At 40.7% G+C, this 15,874-nt stretch carries 12 protein-coding genes, 2 tRNA genes and 1 pseudogene; 11 read left to right on the top strand and 4 right to left on the bottom strand.

The window, feature by feature from the left end:
* Positions 1-15: 15 nt before the first annotated feature.
* From WA249_RS12020 to WA249_RS12005, 4 genes and pseudogenes are all read left to right on the top strand, one after another.
* Positions 16-3,699, top strand: coding sequence for an outer membrane lipoprotein-sorting protein (locus WA249_RS12020; RefSeq protein WP_336168963.1), 3,684 nt, complete (start codon positions 16-18; stop codon positions 3,697-3,699).
* Positions 3,696-4,967, top strand: coding sequence for a porin (locus tag WA249_RS12015; RefSeq protein ID WP_336168961.1), 1,272 nt, complete (start codon positions 3,696-3,698; stop codon positions 4,965-4,967). Before WA249_RS12020 ends, WA249_RS12015 begins: the two co-directional genes overlap by 4 nt.
* Positions 4,968-5,020: 53 nt before the next feature.
* The gene (locus tag WA249_RS12010; RefSeq protein ID WP_336168959.1) at positions 5,021-6,874 is read left to right on the top strand and encodes an alpha/beta fold hydrolase; all 1,854 of its coding nucleotides are present in this window, start codon (positions 5,021-5,023) and stop codon (positions 6,872-6,874) included.
* Positions 6,874-7,636 (top strand): annotated as a pseudogene (locus WA249_RS12005) (4'-phosphopantetheinyl transferase family protein). Before WA249_RS12010 ends, WA249_RS12005 begins: the two are co-directional and overlap by 1 nt.
* A 167-nt stretch (positions 7,637-7,803) precedes the next feature.
* Here the strand turns inward: WA249_RS12005 and WA249_RS12000 are convergent.
* Positions 7,804-7,879 (bottom strand) — tRNA-Gly (locus tag WA249_RS12000).
* A 45-nt stretch (positions 7,880-7,924) separates the two neighbouring features.
* Positions 7,925-8,000: transfer RNA gene (locus tag WA249_RS11995), tRNA-Gly, on the bottom strand.
* Positions 8,001-8,229: 229 nt separating this feature from the next.
* On the opposite strand from WA249_RS11995, the gene WA249_RS11990 reads away from it, so the two are divergent.
* The 5 genes from WA249_RS11990 (at position 8,230) to WA249_RS11970 (ending at position 11,063) form a co-directional block, all read left to right on the top strand.
* Positions 8,230-8,538 (top strand): BolA family protein, encoded by a 309-nt coding sequence (locus WA249_RS11990; RefSeq protein WP_336168958.1) that lies wholly within the window; start codon positions 8,230-8,232, stop codon positions 8,536-8,538.
* A gap of 11 nt (positions 8,539-8,549) precedes the next feature.
* Positions 8,550-8,942 (top strand): SirB2 family protein, encoded by a 393-nt coding sequence (locus WA249_RS11985; RefSeq protein WP_336168956.1) that lies wholly within the window; start codon positions 8,550-8,552, stop codon positions 8,940-8,942.
* Positions 8,943-9,018: 76 nt separating this feature from the next.
* Positions 9,019-9,861 carry a ParA family protein gene (locus WA249_RS11980; protein WP_336168955.1) on the top strand — a complete coding sequence of 281 codons (843 nt, stop codon included), beginning with the start codon at positions 9,019-9,021 and terminating at the stop codon, positions 9,859-9,861.
* A gap of 10 nt (positions 9,862-9,871) precedes the next feature.
* Positions 9,872-10,258, top strand: coding sequence for a hypothetical protein (locus WA249_RS11975; protein ID WP_004795328.1), 387 nt, complete (start codon positions 9,872-9,874; stop codon positions 10,256-10,258).
* Positions 10,259-10,472: 214 nt separating this feature from the next.
* The gene (locus tag WA249_RS11970) at positions 10,473-11,063 is read left to right on the top strand and encodes a LysE family translocator (protein ID WP_336168954.1); all 591 of its coding nucleotides are present in this window, start codon (positions 10,473-10,475) and stop codon (positions 11,061-11,063) included.
* A 6-nt stretch (positions 11,064-11,069) separates the two neighbouring features.
* Here WA249_RS11970 and WA249_RS11965 read toward each other — a convergent pair whose 3' ends face one another.
* A complete protein-coding gene (locus WA249_RS11965) occupies positions 11,070-11,711 on the bottom strand; it encodes a DedA family protein (protein WP_336168953.1) in 642 nt (213 codons plus the stop codon).
* Positions 11,712-11,905: 194 nt separating this feature from the next.
* Between WA249_RS11965 and WA249_RS11960 the strand changes: the two genes are divergently transcribed.
* Positions 11,906-12,343: a DoxX family protein gene (locus tag WA249_RS11960; RefSeq protein ID WP_004795325.1), complete on the top strand. Its 438-nt coding sequence runs from the start codon at positions 11,906-11,908 to the stop codon at positions 12,341-12,343.
* Positions 12,344-12,409: 66 nt separating this feature from the next.
* Here WA249_RS11960 and WA249_RS11955 read toward each other — a convergent pair whose 3' ends face one another.
* Positions 12,410-13,627 (bottom strand): DUF445 domain-containing protein, encoded by a 1,218-nt coding sequence (locus WA249_RS11955; RefSeq protein ID WP_204389012.1) that lies wholly within the window; start codon positions 13,625-13,627, stop codon positions 12,410-12,412.
* Between the two features lie 385 nt (positions 13,628-14,012).
* On the opposite strand from WA249_RS11955, the gene guaA reads away from it, so the two are divergent.
* Positions 14,013-15,581, top strand: coding sequence for a glutamine-hydrolyzing GMP synthase (guaA, locus tag WA249_RS11950; protein ID WP_336168952.1), 1,569 nt, complete (start codon positions 14,013-14,015; stop codon positions 15,579-15,581).
* The last annotated feature ends 293 nt before the right edge of the window (positions 15,582-15,874 follow it).

Raw genomic sequence — 15,874 nt, 5'->3', positions numbered from 1 at the left:
GAAGGTAGAACCACTATGGTGATCATAGAACATGCTTTCCTCATACCGGCCGAGATTGACAAGGTTTTTAAATATCTTGCAAATCCGGGCAATGATGCAAGCTGGCAATTGTCATGTAAGCATTCTGAACTGCTAGATAATACTCCGCGTGTGGGCAGCAATTATGAAATCGGTTTGAGCTTTGCTGGTCGTGAGTTGGCCTTTAAAGGTGAAATCACACATCTGGTACCGAACGAATTGTATGCCTTTCAAGTGCTAGAAGGCCCTTTTCTTTATACGGGTACTTACCACTTCAAACCACATCCTGAAGGTACATGGATTGAGTGGCTCTTTGAGGCAGAACCAGGCGGCTTTTTTGGTGTATTTCCCGATGCACTACTAAAAAAGATGGTTCTTGCCCAGTTCAAGAAAGACCTTGCTAATCTCCAGGCACTGGCTCAGAAGGGTGGAACCTATGAGGCAGTGAGTCAGCAAACGCAAGAGATCGAAAAACCATCGCAAGAGATCGAAAAATCATCACAAGAGGTTGAAAAGCCAATTCAAAAGACTCATCCAATAATGGAGCAATATGCGCGATGGATTCTCAGACATCGCCGTATTGTGCTGACTGTGGTCATGCTTTTGACGATTTTCTTGGCATATCTTGCATCTGGCGTAAAAATTATTATTGATCCAGGCGCACTTGCACCTAATGGACATCCTTATATCACCTCGACCAAGCTGATCGAAAAAAAATTCGGCTCCAAGTACATGGTCGTGATTGGTATTACACCGAAGCAGGGTGATATTTATCAGCCGCAAGTGTTAGAAAAAGTCAAACGCATTACCGAAGAAGTTGATAATGCTCCGGGCGTGGTTCGATCTACTCTGATGAGTCTGGCTGCACGTCAGGCCAAAGGGATCACCGCCAATTCGGATGGATTTGATGCCAAGAAACTACTGCCGAACAGTTCTGTAACCGAGAGTGATGTTGACCAGCTGAAAAAACTGCTGGCACTGAATCCAATTTACATGAATTCAGTGGTATCTAAAGATCAGAAAACTGCTGCTATTTTGCTTGAGCTTGAGGAAAGTCCAGAGGGCTTCCAAAAGATGATGGGCCCGATCAACAAAATCGTAGCAGCTGAACAGTCTAAAGATATGACCATCAGTGTCGGCGGCAATCCTGTTTATTTGGATAAAGCTGAAGATTACTCTAAACGGATCAATATCTTGTTCCCGATTGCCATACTAGTCATTGGTTTATTGCACTTCGAAGCATTCCGCAGTAAGCAGGGTTTGATCCTTCCACTAGTTACAGCTTTACTGGCTGTGGCGTGGGGTATGGGCATGATGGGTCTGTTCAAACAGCCAATGGATATTTTTAACTCTCCTACACCTATTCTGATTCTGGCAATTGCGGCAGGGCATGCAGTGCAGTTGCTCAAGCGATACTATGAAGACTTTGATCGACTGACTGCCCAAGGGATGGAACCTAAAGCTGCGAATAGCGAAGCCGTGGTGCAGTCTATGGTTCGTGTTGGTCCGGTTATGATATTGGCTGGCGGAATTGCAGCGGCTGGATTCTTCTCGCTGTTGACCTTTAATATTCCGACCATCCGCTCATTCGGTATTTTTACAGGAATCGGGATCATCAGTACGCTGATCATTGAGATGACTTTTATTCCTGTACTTCGCTCGATGCTACCACCGCCTTCGGTTACCAAGGTCGCACGCAAAGGTTTACCGATTTGGGACTGGATTCCAAAACGCATTGGTGATGTCATTCTGTCAGTTCGTCCGCGAATGATGCTAATGACTGTGATTGCAGTATTGGGTGTTTTTCTTGCTCTCGGCACTAGCCGTATTGTGGTGGATAACGATAGCCGCAACTTCTTCTCGCGCAACTTACCGATGCAGCAAGATGACAGGTTTCTGAATCAGTCTCTTGGTGGTACAAACAGTCTCTACATCATGGTCGATACAAAGGTTCGTGATGGTATCGAAAACCCAGAAATCCTAAAAGCGATTGATAATACAGAAAAGTTCGCGAATTCAATTCCAGAGGTCGGTAAAACAATCTCTATCGTGGACTATATCAAAAGAATGAATCAGGCAATGAATGCCGATCAGCCACAGGCATTTCAGGTCCCTGCAACCAAAGATGTTGTTGCCCAGTATCTGCTGTTGTACTCAATGTCTGGTGAGCCGACTGATTTTGAATCTTACATTGATACGACTCAGCGCTATGCCAAGATCACGATTCTGCTAAAAACAGGTAGTAATCACCGTATCAAAGAAATCCTTGAGTCGTTAAAAACGTATATGGCGGGTCAATTGGGTGATAAAGCTGTAGTAAGTTTTGGTGGCGATGTGACTCAAACCATTGCTTTAACTGAAACCATGGTTCACGGCAAGCTCATGAACATTCTACAGATTTCATTTGCCGTATTCTTTATCTCTGCGCTAGTTTTCCGTTCGTTCTCTGCGGGACTCATTGTCCTGACACCACTTCTATTCTCAATTCTTGCGATCTTTGGTGTGATGGGCTGGCTCAACATTCCGCTCAATATTCCTAATTCCCTTATCTCCGCCATGGCAGTTGGTATTGGTGCTGATTATGCCATTTACTTCCTCTATCGCTTGCGAGAAATCTTGAGTGAAGAGGGTGGTGATATCAAAGACGCTATTCGTAAAACTTTAAGTACTGCTGGTAAGGCTTCGCTTTTTGTTGCGACTGCTGTTGCTGGTGGGTATGGCGTATTGTCCTTATCACAAGGCTTCCATGTGCATCAATGGCTAGCGATGTTTATTGTGATTGCGATGCTTTTCAGTGTATTTGCAACCTTAATTATGGTACCTACAATGATTCTAATCTTGAAACCTCGTTTTATCTTTCCCTCAAATAAGAAGAACATTACCGTTGCACAAACTGTTGTGACAAGTCTTTTGTTGGGTACTGCACTCACCATGTCAATGCCTAAAACATCTTATGCAGATGAAGTTCAAGACATTGTTAATCGTAGTGATGATGCCTCTAAGTTTTTGAGTTCAAGTGCTAGTGCGAAATTTGTGCTGACGTCTAAAAGCGGCGAGCAACGCGTACGTTTGACTAAAAATATGACTAAGCTTGCTGGAAATACTCAGAACAATATGCGTTTGACTGAATTCATCTCACCAGCAGATGTACAGGGCACCACGACGCTGTTGATTGAGAATGCAAAAGGCAGTGATAGCATGTTTGTCTATTTGCCTGCATTGAAAAAAGTACGCCGTTTGGCATCGGCGAATAAAGGCGATGCTTTTATTGGTACGGACTTTAGTTATGGTGATGTACTTGGCTATAAGCTAAGTGACTGGAAGTACACTAAACTGGCAGATGGTAAATTTAATGGCAAAGATTGCTACACGATTGAAGCAACGCCAATCAATAATACTGTGAAGAGTGACTTTGGTTATAGCAAACGTCGCATGTGCATAATGAAAGACAACTTTGTTACAGCAACTATCGACATTTGGGATACTGCAGGTAAACCGTTAAAGCATATTGAATTCACGAATATCCGCCCTTATGGCAAAGTCAAACCAAGATGGCAGGCCATGAAATCTATGGCGAAAAATCTGCAAACTCAACATATGACACAAGTTATCGTCAATGATTTTGTCGCAGAAAAAACCTTATCTGATAAGATTTTCTCACCGCAGAGTCTTGAGAAATGACGCAAGGTACCTATTGGGTATTTGTATGCTGCAGTAGCTTTATGCTACTGCAGCATGCTCATGCAGATGACAGCGAAATTAGTTTCGTGAGCCAGAACTCGGCTAGATTCGATATGTGGTCATCGGATCGTGATTTAAGTTCATTAAAAAACATTGGACAAGCAAGTTTCTGGTCCAATGGTACGCTCAAGTTTAATCCAGAGTTTAAGATCCATTACGACATAAATATTGGAGACGAAACGGACCATACTGTAAACCCAGATCGGGTGAGTAAGGTAAATCGCAACTTACGTGAGTTGTATGCCTCTTATAACTTGGATCAGACAGTCTATGTCGATGTTGGTCGCCAGATTGTAGTCTGGGGGAGAGCTGATGGGATTAACCCAACGGATAATCTATCACCCCGTGACTATACGCGGCTGGTGCCAGATGAGACAGATCAACGTCTTGGAAATGATGCTCTCAAATTGACATATATTCCTGAATCAGGAACCAATAAATGGACGGCATTGTGGTATCCGCGTAGTCGATCAGATGTAATTCCATTGCGCCAGATTTCTGGTGTCCAGTATGAAATAGATAAGAAGAGCCGCCCTGCATTTGCAATGCGCTGGGATTATTCTGTAGATGGTTTGGATGTTGGAGCATCGTACTTCTCAGGTTTGGATCATATGCCCGATCTGTCAGTTCTTTCAGCGTCTCCAACAGGGGCAACATTGCAACTGAAAAACAATCCTATGTCCGTCTATGGATTTGATTTTAGTTATAACCATAACGATATCGTGTGGCGAGGTGAAGCGGCATATACGCACACTGATTCGAATGGCAGCGAAGATCTTACGCACAAAAAAAATAATCTGACCGTGGTCATGGGTCCAGAATTAGCATTGAAGAATTCCACACTGAGTTTAGTAGGCGTATACAAACATACCGAGGATTTTAGATCTGCCAACAGCCTAACAAATCCATCATTGAGTACAGTCTACCGTTATCAGCAAACAATCAGTAACCAATATGAGCAAGATCAGTATGGAGCTATGCTACGCTATGCACTTAACCTACTGAATGACAATCTGAAATTAGAAGTAACAGGGTTTTACTTTGCACCAGAGCCTAATGAATTGTTAAGAGTACGTATTAATTACAGCCTTGATGATCACTGGCAATTGAATGCAGGTGGAGATCGCTTCTGGGGCAGAAATGATACGGTGTTAGGACAATTTAGAGATAACAGTCTGGTGTATGCCCAGATTCGATATAATTTTTAAGATAATTCGCTCCAAAATAATGCTGGAGTTTGCAGTCCCTAATAAGGTGATTTATGGATAATTTAAATAACGCAAAAAAAGATAATTTTTCACGGAAGACCATATTAGTAACAGGTGCGGCAGGTTTTATTGGCAGCAGATTGATCGTTGAACTTCTGCGGGAAGGTCATCAAGTGATTGCTGCGCTGCGCAATGCCGCAACCAAGAAAGATAAGCTGTTAGGCTTCATTGCAACGCAAGGATTGGCTAATCCGTCTATTTCTTTTGTCGAATATGATTTGAGCCGCGACTTTAAGCTGGACTCTCTACTAGCGGATGCTCAGGCAAAGATCCATGTTATCTATCATCTTGCTGCATCATTTAATTGGGGCATTAGCAAAGCTGAAGCTGAGCGTACGAATATTAAATCAGGACTCACTTTGATTGAATGGGCTGCAACATTGAAGCAGCTTGAGCGATTTATCTGGATTGGTGGATATCGTGTGGCTACTCCGCCACAAGAGTCGGCTGATGATTTGTATTGCAAATATGGTGGTTACGAGGCTTCGAAAATTTTAGGGCATCAAGCTTTCATTGAGACCTGTAAGCGTTTAAATGTGCCATGGACTGCAATAAATCCAGCGACAGTCATTGATGGTTTCTATACGTATGGTGATATGCAATATATTGGCATTGCTGACATGATTGATAAGCTGTATCAGGGACGTCTGCTGGCATTGCCAGGTGGGCGTGATACATTCCTGCCATTGTGCAATATGCAGTATATCGTTAGCTTTCTCATCCGAACGATGTCTTATCCTGAGACCATCGCTCAGGAATATATGTTGCTTGATCCAGCGACACCAAAGTTTCATAGCTTGGTTCACCTAGCTGCCGAGCACTTAGGAGTCAGCGCACCACATTTACAGTTACCCAAAGTTCTGCTTGAGAAATTACCTGAGGTATTGCTTGGTGGTTCTAAAGAGCAACTCGCTTTCATTTCTACCGAGCACTATCATGTCGCTGGGGCAGAAGCGCAGGCCGCGAAAATGGGCATCGCGGACCTAATCAATATCAGTCCCTATTACTCTCGCTGGATTGATCGCTTGGTTCTTACACGTTTTGGTCGCATGCAAGTACCTACACCTAGTTGTTTCAGTTATCAGAATCGATATTGGACAGAAATTTATACTAAACAGCCAGTTATATCGGGAAAATCTTCTGCATTATTTTTACATGGGATTCCATTTGATAGTACATGTTGGTCTCCAATAATCAATAAAATCACATATGATCAGATCGCTATGATGGACTTGCCAGGGCTTGGACGTTCAGGTAGTTATGAGATGATGGAAGATAACAACCGTCAGTTTATTGATGCAGCTTCAGAGCTTTTAGCACCAAATAGCGTTGTTATTGCACATTCGTTAGGATGTCTTTTTGCGTTGAATCTTGCAAAGAAATATCCAGATAAAGTTGCACGCCTTATCCTCATATCGCCTTATTTTGTTCAGGCGCAGGCTGCTAAAATGTTTCAGATACAAGCCATATCTAAACTAATTTTCCGTTTTGTACCGAAAGATATGATTGCTAAAGACCTACATCCAGATGGACAGCAAAATCCGTCTGTTGATTATGCGATGGATTCATTACGTCGGGTGTCGGTAGCCAAGCATATTAGTGAGTATATGCACCGCATTAGTTTGCCAGAACAGCGAGCAACTCAGACAGCTTTGTTAAACGAGCTTAGCTCTAAAGTTGAAATCATTGTGGGAGATAAAGACCCAATTGTTACCACAATAAGCTCAGATATTCCTGTACATATCATTGCAGGCGCAGGCCATAATCCGCACGTTACCCATGTAGATACGGTTTATGACTACCTTGCACCAGCTCTGACGAAGTACAACAGCACCACAGCTTCCTAATGTCTGATGTAGTCCAAGTACAGGTTTATGTCTGCCCAGTTTCAAGGGTACCACAAGACCATTTGGTATTGAGTCATTATCTCAGCTTTCTCAGTTCGGCAGAGAAGCTGAGATATGATCAATATCACCCTAAGGCAGCTCGTCTTTTTTTGATCTCTCGTGTATTAGTGAAGACTGTCTTGGCGGGTAAGCTAGGCATCTCACCCTACGAGATCAAGCTCCAATTACATCCCAACGGCAAGCCTTTTGTACAAGGCAGCAAGGCTGTGTATTTTAATCTTACTCACTCAGCGGATGTAATTATCCTTGCTGTGACTGAAGAAGGGGAAATAGGAGTTGATATTGAACAAGTGGATCATGAGTTTGAGTGGAGGCGTGTCGATAGTGTGTTAGACCTAAGTGAAATTGAATGGATTAAAGAGAAAGAACTCACTGATTCATCCAGTGTATACCAGCGGTTTTTTCAAATATGGACTTTAAAGGAAGCCTATATTAAATGTACTGGCGAAGGAATGAGCCGTCATTTAAAAATGCTCAACTTTCATGTATTGCCTGAACATATACAGTTTCTCGATTCAACCAGTGATGCTCAAAAGACAGAAGAGTATTATTTTGAAAGCTATATATACGATTCTAACTTCATCTTTTCTATATGTTTACAACAAAGTCGTAGCCTAGAAAGATTTAGTTTAGAATGCTTTCAATTATTACCCTTTATATCTAAGCATCAAATAACCCCCAATGCCTTGTAAATATAGCTAGATTGAAGCGTTATAACTGACGATTTAAAAATGTGAATCTAGTAATGAAATACTTGGCCTTGAACTGAGCCATTCTCAATAAAGTATGTTGTGAATACATAGACCGCAAAAATTATGACTCAATAAAAAGAAAAAAGCCCCAGTCTTTCGACTAGGGCTTTTTAAATTTGGAGCGGGAAACGAGACTCGAACTCGCGACCCCAACCTTGGCAAGGTTATGCTCTACCAACTGAGCTATTCCCGCATATATAAGCAGTTTTTACGAAAACTTTCTCAAAAAAAACCAATTTGGAGCGGGAAACGAGACTCGAACTCGCGACCCCAACCTTGGCAAGGTTATGCTCTACCAACTGAGCTATTCCCGCGTGCCGCTTATAATACATTAAGCGAAACATGGGTCAACAACTTTATGCAAATAAATATGCTGATTGCATAAAATAAAAACAGAAATGGGTAATTAGATGTATTTTTATCGTTAAGTTGCCGAATAAATAGACATTTTGTTTGGAGTCAAAGCATACAAGAGCAACTTTTGTTTGTGTGTAGACAGGGTATACTAGGTTCAAATATACGAATAATCGTAAAGGAAAAGCTATGAGCCTTGAACAACAATTGATTGAACGGTTACAAACCCTTGCACCTAGCCATTTGGAAGTTATTAATGAGTCGGCTGGACATGGTGGTTATTTCCCAGGTAAAGAGTCACATTTTAAAGTGATTGTAGTGAGTGAAGAATTTAGCGGATTACGTTTGGTTCAACGTCATCAAAAAGTTTATGCCTTAGCTTCAGACTTAATGAATCCAGGTCAAATTCACGCTTTAGCAATTCATGCCTATTTACCAAGTGAGTGGCAAGGTCAGGCGCCTGCTAGCCCAGAATGTGCACATGCACCTAAAAGCTAAGGGCTAATTTCATGGATGCACATTTACTCACTAAAATTATTCATATGACTGCGGTGGCTGCCGCACTTATGGTTTTTGTCTTACGCGCTTCGACTCTATTCGTGGGTGTGCAAGGCGAACAACCAAATCCGGCGGGACGTAAAATATTAGTTGCCTTACAACATCTATCATTTACCGTAGTTTTTATTACTGGTGCAATTTTATTGGTCATGAAAGACTTTCAGGTACAGCCGTGGTTTTACGCTAAAATTATTCTATTTTTAGTCTTGTTATCTTCTCTGATGAAAGCCTTTAAAAAGGACGACACTATTTTGCTGGCTCAGCGCCGTGTGGGTTTAGTCATTAGCGCGATTGCATTTATTGCTATTATTATTTTAGTGATTGTGAAGCCTGTTTTTGCTTAATTGTTCTACATTCTTTGCCTTTTTGCTTAAGCTCTAGGTTAAACTGCGTACAGTAAAAAAATATGCAGAGGGAAACATGTTAACTCGTGTGGTGTTTAACCAAAAAGGCGGTGTAGGGAAATCAAGTATTACTGTAAATTTGGCCGCAATTAGTGCCAAACATGGCTTCAGGACATTGGTCATTGATCTTGATCCTCAAGCCAACTCTAGTCAGTACCTTTTAGGGGATGACGCAACCTATTCTGCTGAAAAATCAATTTTAGAACCAAATATCGAAAATTTCTTTGATGATGTGTTGGGAAACAATCAACAAAAGAGTTTAATCGGTAATGCATTAGGTTCGATTTTAAAAGCCCCACGAAATAAAGATATTGATAGCTTTGTACACTCAACTCCCTTCGCAAAATTAGACGTGCTTCCTGCTAGCCCAACACTTGGTGCTCTTGAACATGCACTTGAAAGTAAACATAAAATTTATAAATTACGTGATTCGATTCAAAACTTAATTGGACGATATGATCGTATCTATATAGATACGCCACCTGCATTTAACTTTTTTACTTTATCGGCACTCATAGCAGCAGATAAAGTCTTAATTCCCTTCGATTGTGATGTCTTTTCAAAGCGCGCGTTACAAACATTGATTGAAAATGTTCTCGAAACGCAAGATGATCATAATGATCGCTTGGAAATTGAAGGAATTGTCGTCAACCAATTTCAAGCTCAAGCAAAATTACCTCGGGAAGTGGTTCAGCAGTTAAAAGATGAAGGGTTGCCTGTACTTAATAGCATGTTACCGCCTTCGGTTTTAATGAAAGAATCACATCAGAAAAATTTACCTTTGGCTCATTTGGCACCAGAACATAAATTGACTCAAGCTTATGAGACATTGTTTGATGAAATAGAGCCAAAACGATAAGAGAAAAATGATGAAAGGCTTATATATTGCGCCTTTGGTGGCAGCCACTTTATTGCTAGGCGCTTGTGCTACGACGGTAAAACCGACTTACGTGTCTCCGACTCAATATCAATCTTTGGGCTGTCAGCAGCTACAAAGTGAATATAACCGTATCCAACAATATATCGACAATGGTGTACAAACTCCGAAAAGTACTGGTATGGGTGTTGGACTTGGACTCGGTGGTGGCTGGGGAAGAGGCGGTTGGGGATTCGGTCCATCCATCTCTGTAAATATGGGACAATCTTCTTCAACGAAAAATACTGAACTATCACGTGTTTTAGGTCAGCAAGAAGCAATAGTTCAGGCTGCTCAATTCAAAAACTGCCCAATTATTGTTCGGAAAAAGACGAATTAATATTCAATTTTGCATCACAATATGCTAACAAAGGCATATTGTGATGAATAAAGTTTAGCAAAATGTTTCATAATAAAATTAATATAAATCAATGTGGTTTAAATTTTAAAGCTTAATAAGTCTTGTATTTTCTATAATCAAAAGCCCTCACAAACTTGCTATATTTTGCCTATTTCGTTTAAGGTGGCCCCATCTTGGATGTTGTGGAAATTTTATGATTGAGAGTTGGTTTTTTGTATTGGCAATGTTGGCTGTTTTGCTCATTCCGGGGCCGACAAATGCTTTACTTGCAACCGCTGCTCATTCTCAAGGTTTATCTAAAGCATTCTGGCTTATTCCAATGGAATGGTTAGGCTATGCCTACGGTATTAGCTTTTGGGCTGTATTTATTCATTTAGCAGCTCCAATTTGGCCAGCACTACTGCTCATTTTGCATATTACGAGTGTGTTCTATGTATTCTGGCTTGCTTTTCACTTATGGAAGAACACGCATTTACAACAGTTTAGTCAAAGTCACCACAATATTCGCCCTCGTCAATTATTTTTATCAACTTTAAAGAATCCTAAAGCTTTGCTGTTTGCAGCTGGTATCTTTCCTGCTGAAGCATGGAATTCGCCTGAAAATTTTCTTATGGTATTTGGTGTCTTTACATTAATCTTAATTCCGGCTGCAAGTTTCTGGATGATTTTTGGACGGGCATTGTTAGCGGGTCCAATCAAAAAAATAAAAGCCGATCATTTATATAAAGGATCGGCCATGTTACTCATTTTATGTATGCTTCCGGTGGTATTCCGTTTCTTTTAACTAATCTCAAATATTAGCTTTTCGGTTTTTTAGTTTTTCACGTATAAACCCGATGATGCCTGGTAAAACACTAATAATAATGATGCCGAAAATAAGATGGGTAAAGTTATCTTTAACGATTGGCATATTTCCAAATAGGTAGCCTAAAGTTACAAAAGAAGCGACCCAACAGAGTGCTCCAATCAGGTTATAAGTTAGGAAAAACTTATAGTTCATGCTACCAGCCCCAGCAACAAAAGGTGCAAAGGTACGGGCAAATGGTATGAAACGAGCAAAGATAATGGTTTTGCCACCATGGCGAGCAAAGAATTCTTGAGTTTTAACTAAGTGGTGTTTATTAATGAATCGAGAATTCATTTCAAATACACGTGGACCGATAAAACGTCCAATATGGTAGTTTACCGTGTCGCCTAAAGCGGCAGCAGTGAAGAGTAGAGTGCCCAATACCCATGGATTCATCGCACCTGTAGATGCAGCTAAAGCACCTGCTGCGAATAACAAACTATCTCCCGGTAAGAACGGCATAACCACTAAACCGGTTTCAACAAAAATAATTAAAAATAAAATGCCATAAATCCACGTTCCGTAATTTATAATAAATTCGGCAAGATGTTGATCAACGTGTAGAATAAAATCAAGAAGTTCCATAATAAGAGCAAGTGGTAAACCGTGCTCAAATCCTAGCAGTGAGCCTATAGAAAGTCAGTATAAAACATCAAAAAAATACAAATTGATCATCTCGTTTATGCAACGATATATATGGATTTTGAGTATTTAATTATCAATGTCCTAAACCTAGAATGAGCTCATCAATAAATAAGCATTTAAATAAAGGTGGCAATATGTTTAATCCAAATGTAGTGGTCAAAAATATCGTAACGCAATCAGGCGCAGACAGTTTCATTAGCCTTATTGCGCGTCTTCTTATCGCCTATATCTTCCTTGTTGCTGGTTGGGGGAAAATTACCGGTTATGCAGCAACTGCTGGATATATGGAAGCAATGGGGGTTCCAGCTGGAATTCTTCCTTTGGTTATCTTGGTTGAGTTTGGTGGTGGTTTAGCCTTGTTGTTTGGTTTCCAAGCGCGCTTTGCCGCTTTTGGACTTGGAATCTTTAGTATTCTTACTGCATTTTTATTCCACCAAGGTGGTGCTGATGCAGCGGCGCAATATAACAATGGTATCCATTTCATGAAAAACCTTGCAATGGCAGGTGGTTTATTCTTCTTGATGCTTCATGGCGCTGGACGTATTAGTTTGGATCATGCAATCGAGAAATAATATTTAAGACAAAATAAAACCGGATGATCAATTCATCCGGTTTTTTTTATTTCTAGGATTGTAAAATTACAACATGAACTGGATTTGTAATTCCCCAACAACAAAACCAAGTACTGCACCCACTGCAATGAGTGCCCACTCATCTTCTTTGAACGCAGGACGTAACATACCTTCAAATTCAGATGGTGTTAATTTTTGCATGCGTTCAATTAAGGTACTGCGAATGTTCATAGCATCTTCTGCATAAGACTCTACATATTTCATTGTCTCTGGAAGCCGTTGCAGAATGCGTTCAGCAACTTGCGATTTCATATCCTGATATTTTTCTCCGCCAATTGCGTATACAACTAATGGGCGAATAACACCTGCTTGCATATCAATTTCTTGTTTAACATGACGGTTAACCAGATCAATAACACGCGCAGAATGTGTACCAGAAAATAATTCTTCCATCATGTGGCGAGAAGTTAAAAGCTGTTTGGAAATTAGCGCTGCGTAGTCGGCCGCAACTTCATTTTGGCGTTTAATAAACAAACCTTGCCACGTATAACCCAATATTTTCTTAGGATAAAGGGGTCTAAACATCATTTGTAATGCAATCCAGTCACTGAAAAACCCCACAAAGCCACCAAACATTGGCAGCATCCAAGGGTATTTGCCTTGCGTGACAATCCAGCATAGCATCTGAATCACACCAATACCGAAACCGAAGAAAAATCCGACATTACTGAAAAACTTAAATTCTTGTTTTCCTACTCGCTTAAAAATATTGTTGAGCAGGCGTTTGTCTTTGAGTAAGTTACTGATAACCAGGTGTTTAATATCAAAATATCGGTTCACATCACGTTGAACTTCACTCATGATGTGTTCAACAATCTCGGGTGCTTTTGATTGCACACGACGAATGAGTCTTTGACGTGCAAACTCTGGCATGCCTTCCCATAACCCCGGCTGATATTCTTGCGCAACATCACGGGTAATATCTTCAGCTGCGGCAAGCAGTGGTTTTTCTATTTCTTTGGCAATACGTTTAGGATCTAGGCGTGCAAAAATTTCTTCAGGTTTAATGAGTTTGGCTGTCATGAGCTCAACAGCAATTGTTGCCATTTTCTCGGCTTTGCGTGGCACGATGCCTTGCCAACCTAGAAATGGTTTAATGCCTTTAAATTCAAGTGGCGAAAACATCATTTGAATGGCAATCACCTTGGTGATGTAGCCAATTAAACCACTCATAAAAGGAATAGATATATACAACCAAAAATGTTGCTGGAAATCTGCAATCATAGTTTGAAGCATTGTTGTTCCTTGGATTTCTATTGATTTTGATAGGGGGCAACAAGCCATAAAAATGGATAATTGTTTAAGCACAGACAAATATCGCTTATGGTATTTACCGTTCCATGGTAATGCCTGTTTTATCGGCTCATCTTAACATCAAATTCATGGTGATGTTGAATAGAATGTGATGAATTTATCAATACGTGTGAAGTTTTTAAGACTAATCCAGATGATTGATAAATATAGTTAAATATTAATTTATATCAAAGAATTCAGCGATGGAAATGATTCAAAAATGAAAAAAATAAGATATATGATGATTTGCGGTGCGCCGAAGCGTGAAAAATGTTAAAATGGCGCGCTTAATTCTTTTGCCATTTAGTGGTTTGTCATGACTACCAATACTCAAATTACTGAAGATCGTATCCTGATTCTGGATTTCGGCTCTCAATATAGCCAGCTCATTGCACGTCGTGTACGTGAAGCCGGTGTTTACTCTGAAATGTATGCTTTTGATATGTCTGAAGAAGACGTTCGCGCTTTTAAGCCAAATGGCATTATTTTGTCAGGTGGACCTGAGAGTGTGCATGAAGAAGGCAGCCCACGTGCACCACAAGTGGTGTTTGAGTTGGGTGTTCCAGTATTGGGTATTTGCTATGGTTTACAAACCATGTCTGAACAGTTAGGCGGTAAAGTTGAGCCGGGTACTGTACATGAGTTTGGTTATGCCGAAGTTGATATCGTTAAACGTGACCAACTGATTGGCAACTTACAAGATCGTGAAGACCAACTTCATGTTTGGATGAGCCATGGCGACAAAGTGAGCCAGATTCCAGAAGGTTTTAGCATTACTGCAAGCACACCAAGTTGTCCTGTTGCTGCTGTAAGTGACGAAACACGCCGTTTCTATGGTGTGCAATTCCACCCAGAAGTAACGCACACGGCAAAAGGTGAAGAATTACTTGCAAATTTTGTTCATAAAATTTGTGGATGTGGTGGTCTTTGGACACCTGAACACATCATCGACTTACGTGTAGAACAGCTGCGTAAACAAATTGGTGATGAAAAAGTTCTTTTAGGTCTTTCTGGTGGTGTTGACTCCTCTGTAGTTGCTGCACTTTTACACAAAGCAATTGGCGACCAGTTGACATGCGTATTTGTTGACAACGGTTTACTTCGTTTAAACGAAGGTGACCAAGTGATGCAAATGTTTGCTGAAAACATGGGAATCCGTGTAATTCGTGCAGATGCTGAACAACGTTTCTTAACTGCATTGGCTGGTGAAGTTGATCCAGAGAAAAAACGTAAAATCATTGGTCGTGAGTTTATTGCAGTTTTTGCCGAAGAAGCACGTAAACTTGATGGCGTGAAATTCTTGGCACAAGGTACGATTTATCCAGACGTGATCGAATCTGCTGCAAGCAAACAAGGTAAAGCACACGTTATTAAATCTCACCACAACGTGGGTGGCTTACCAGACGATTTAGAGTTTGAGTTAGTTGAACCTTTACGTGACTTGTTTAAAGATGAAGTTCGTAAATTAGGTACAACACTTGGCTTGCCACACAACATGATTTACCGTCATCCATTCCCGGGTCCAGGTTTAGGCGTTCGTATTTTGGGTGAAGTGAAAAAAGAATATGCAGATATTCTTCGTCTTGCTGATGACATCTTTATGCAAGAGCTTCGCGACAGCGGCTGGTATGACAAAACAGCTCAAGCATTTGCCGTATTCCAACCTGTTAAGTCAGTTGGTGTAGTCGGTGATGGTCGTCGTTATGCATGGGTAATCGCACTTCGTGCAGTTGAAACAGTTGACTTTATGACAGCTCGTTTTGCGCATTTACCATATGAACTAGTTGATAAAATCTCAACGCGTATTATGAATGAAATTAAAGATGTATCACGTGTGGTATACGACGTGTCATCTAAACCACCAGCAACGATTGAGTGGGAGTAGAATCGGAGTTTCAAAATGCAATGCATTTTGCCGATTTTACGCCAAGAGCTATGCTCGCGGCAGAGGGTTTTCTAAAAGCAGTAGCTTTTAGCTAAATTTATGCCATGAACGAACTTAAAACATTGTTTTAAGTAAAGTGCAAAATGCTCGCAGTAGAAAAGTTTCTAGAATGAATTAATAAAAAGCCGACTTGGAAAAGTCGGCTTTTTGCTGTTTTACAATGAAGTGAAAGTTTTAAATATTTGATTTTTACTAAAGGCGTTAACTTAATTTCATATAAGCCGTGTTATGTT

It is taken from the genome of Acinetobacter sp. 161(2023) (assembly GCF_037027805.1).
Lineage (GTDB): Bacteria > Pseudomonadota > Gammaproteobacteria > Pseudomonadales > Moraxellaceae > Acinetobacter.
The sequence above is the reverse complement of the archived record's forward strand: the minus strand, read 5'-3'. Positions and strand labels throughout refer to the sequence as shown.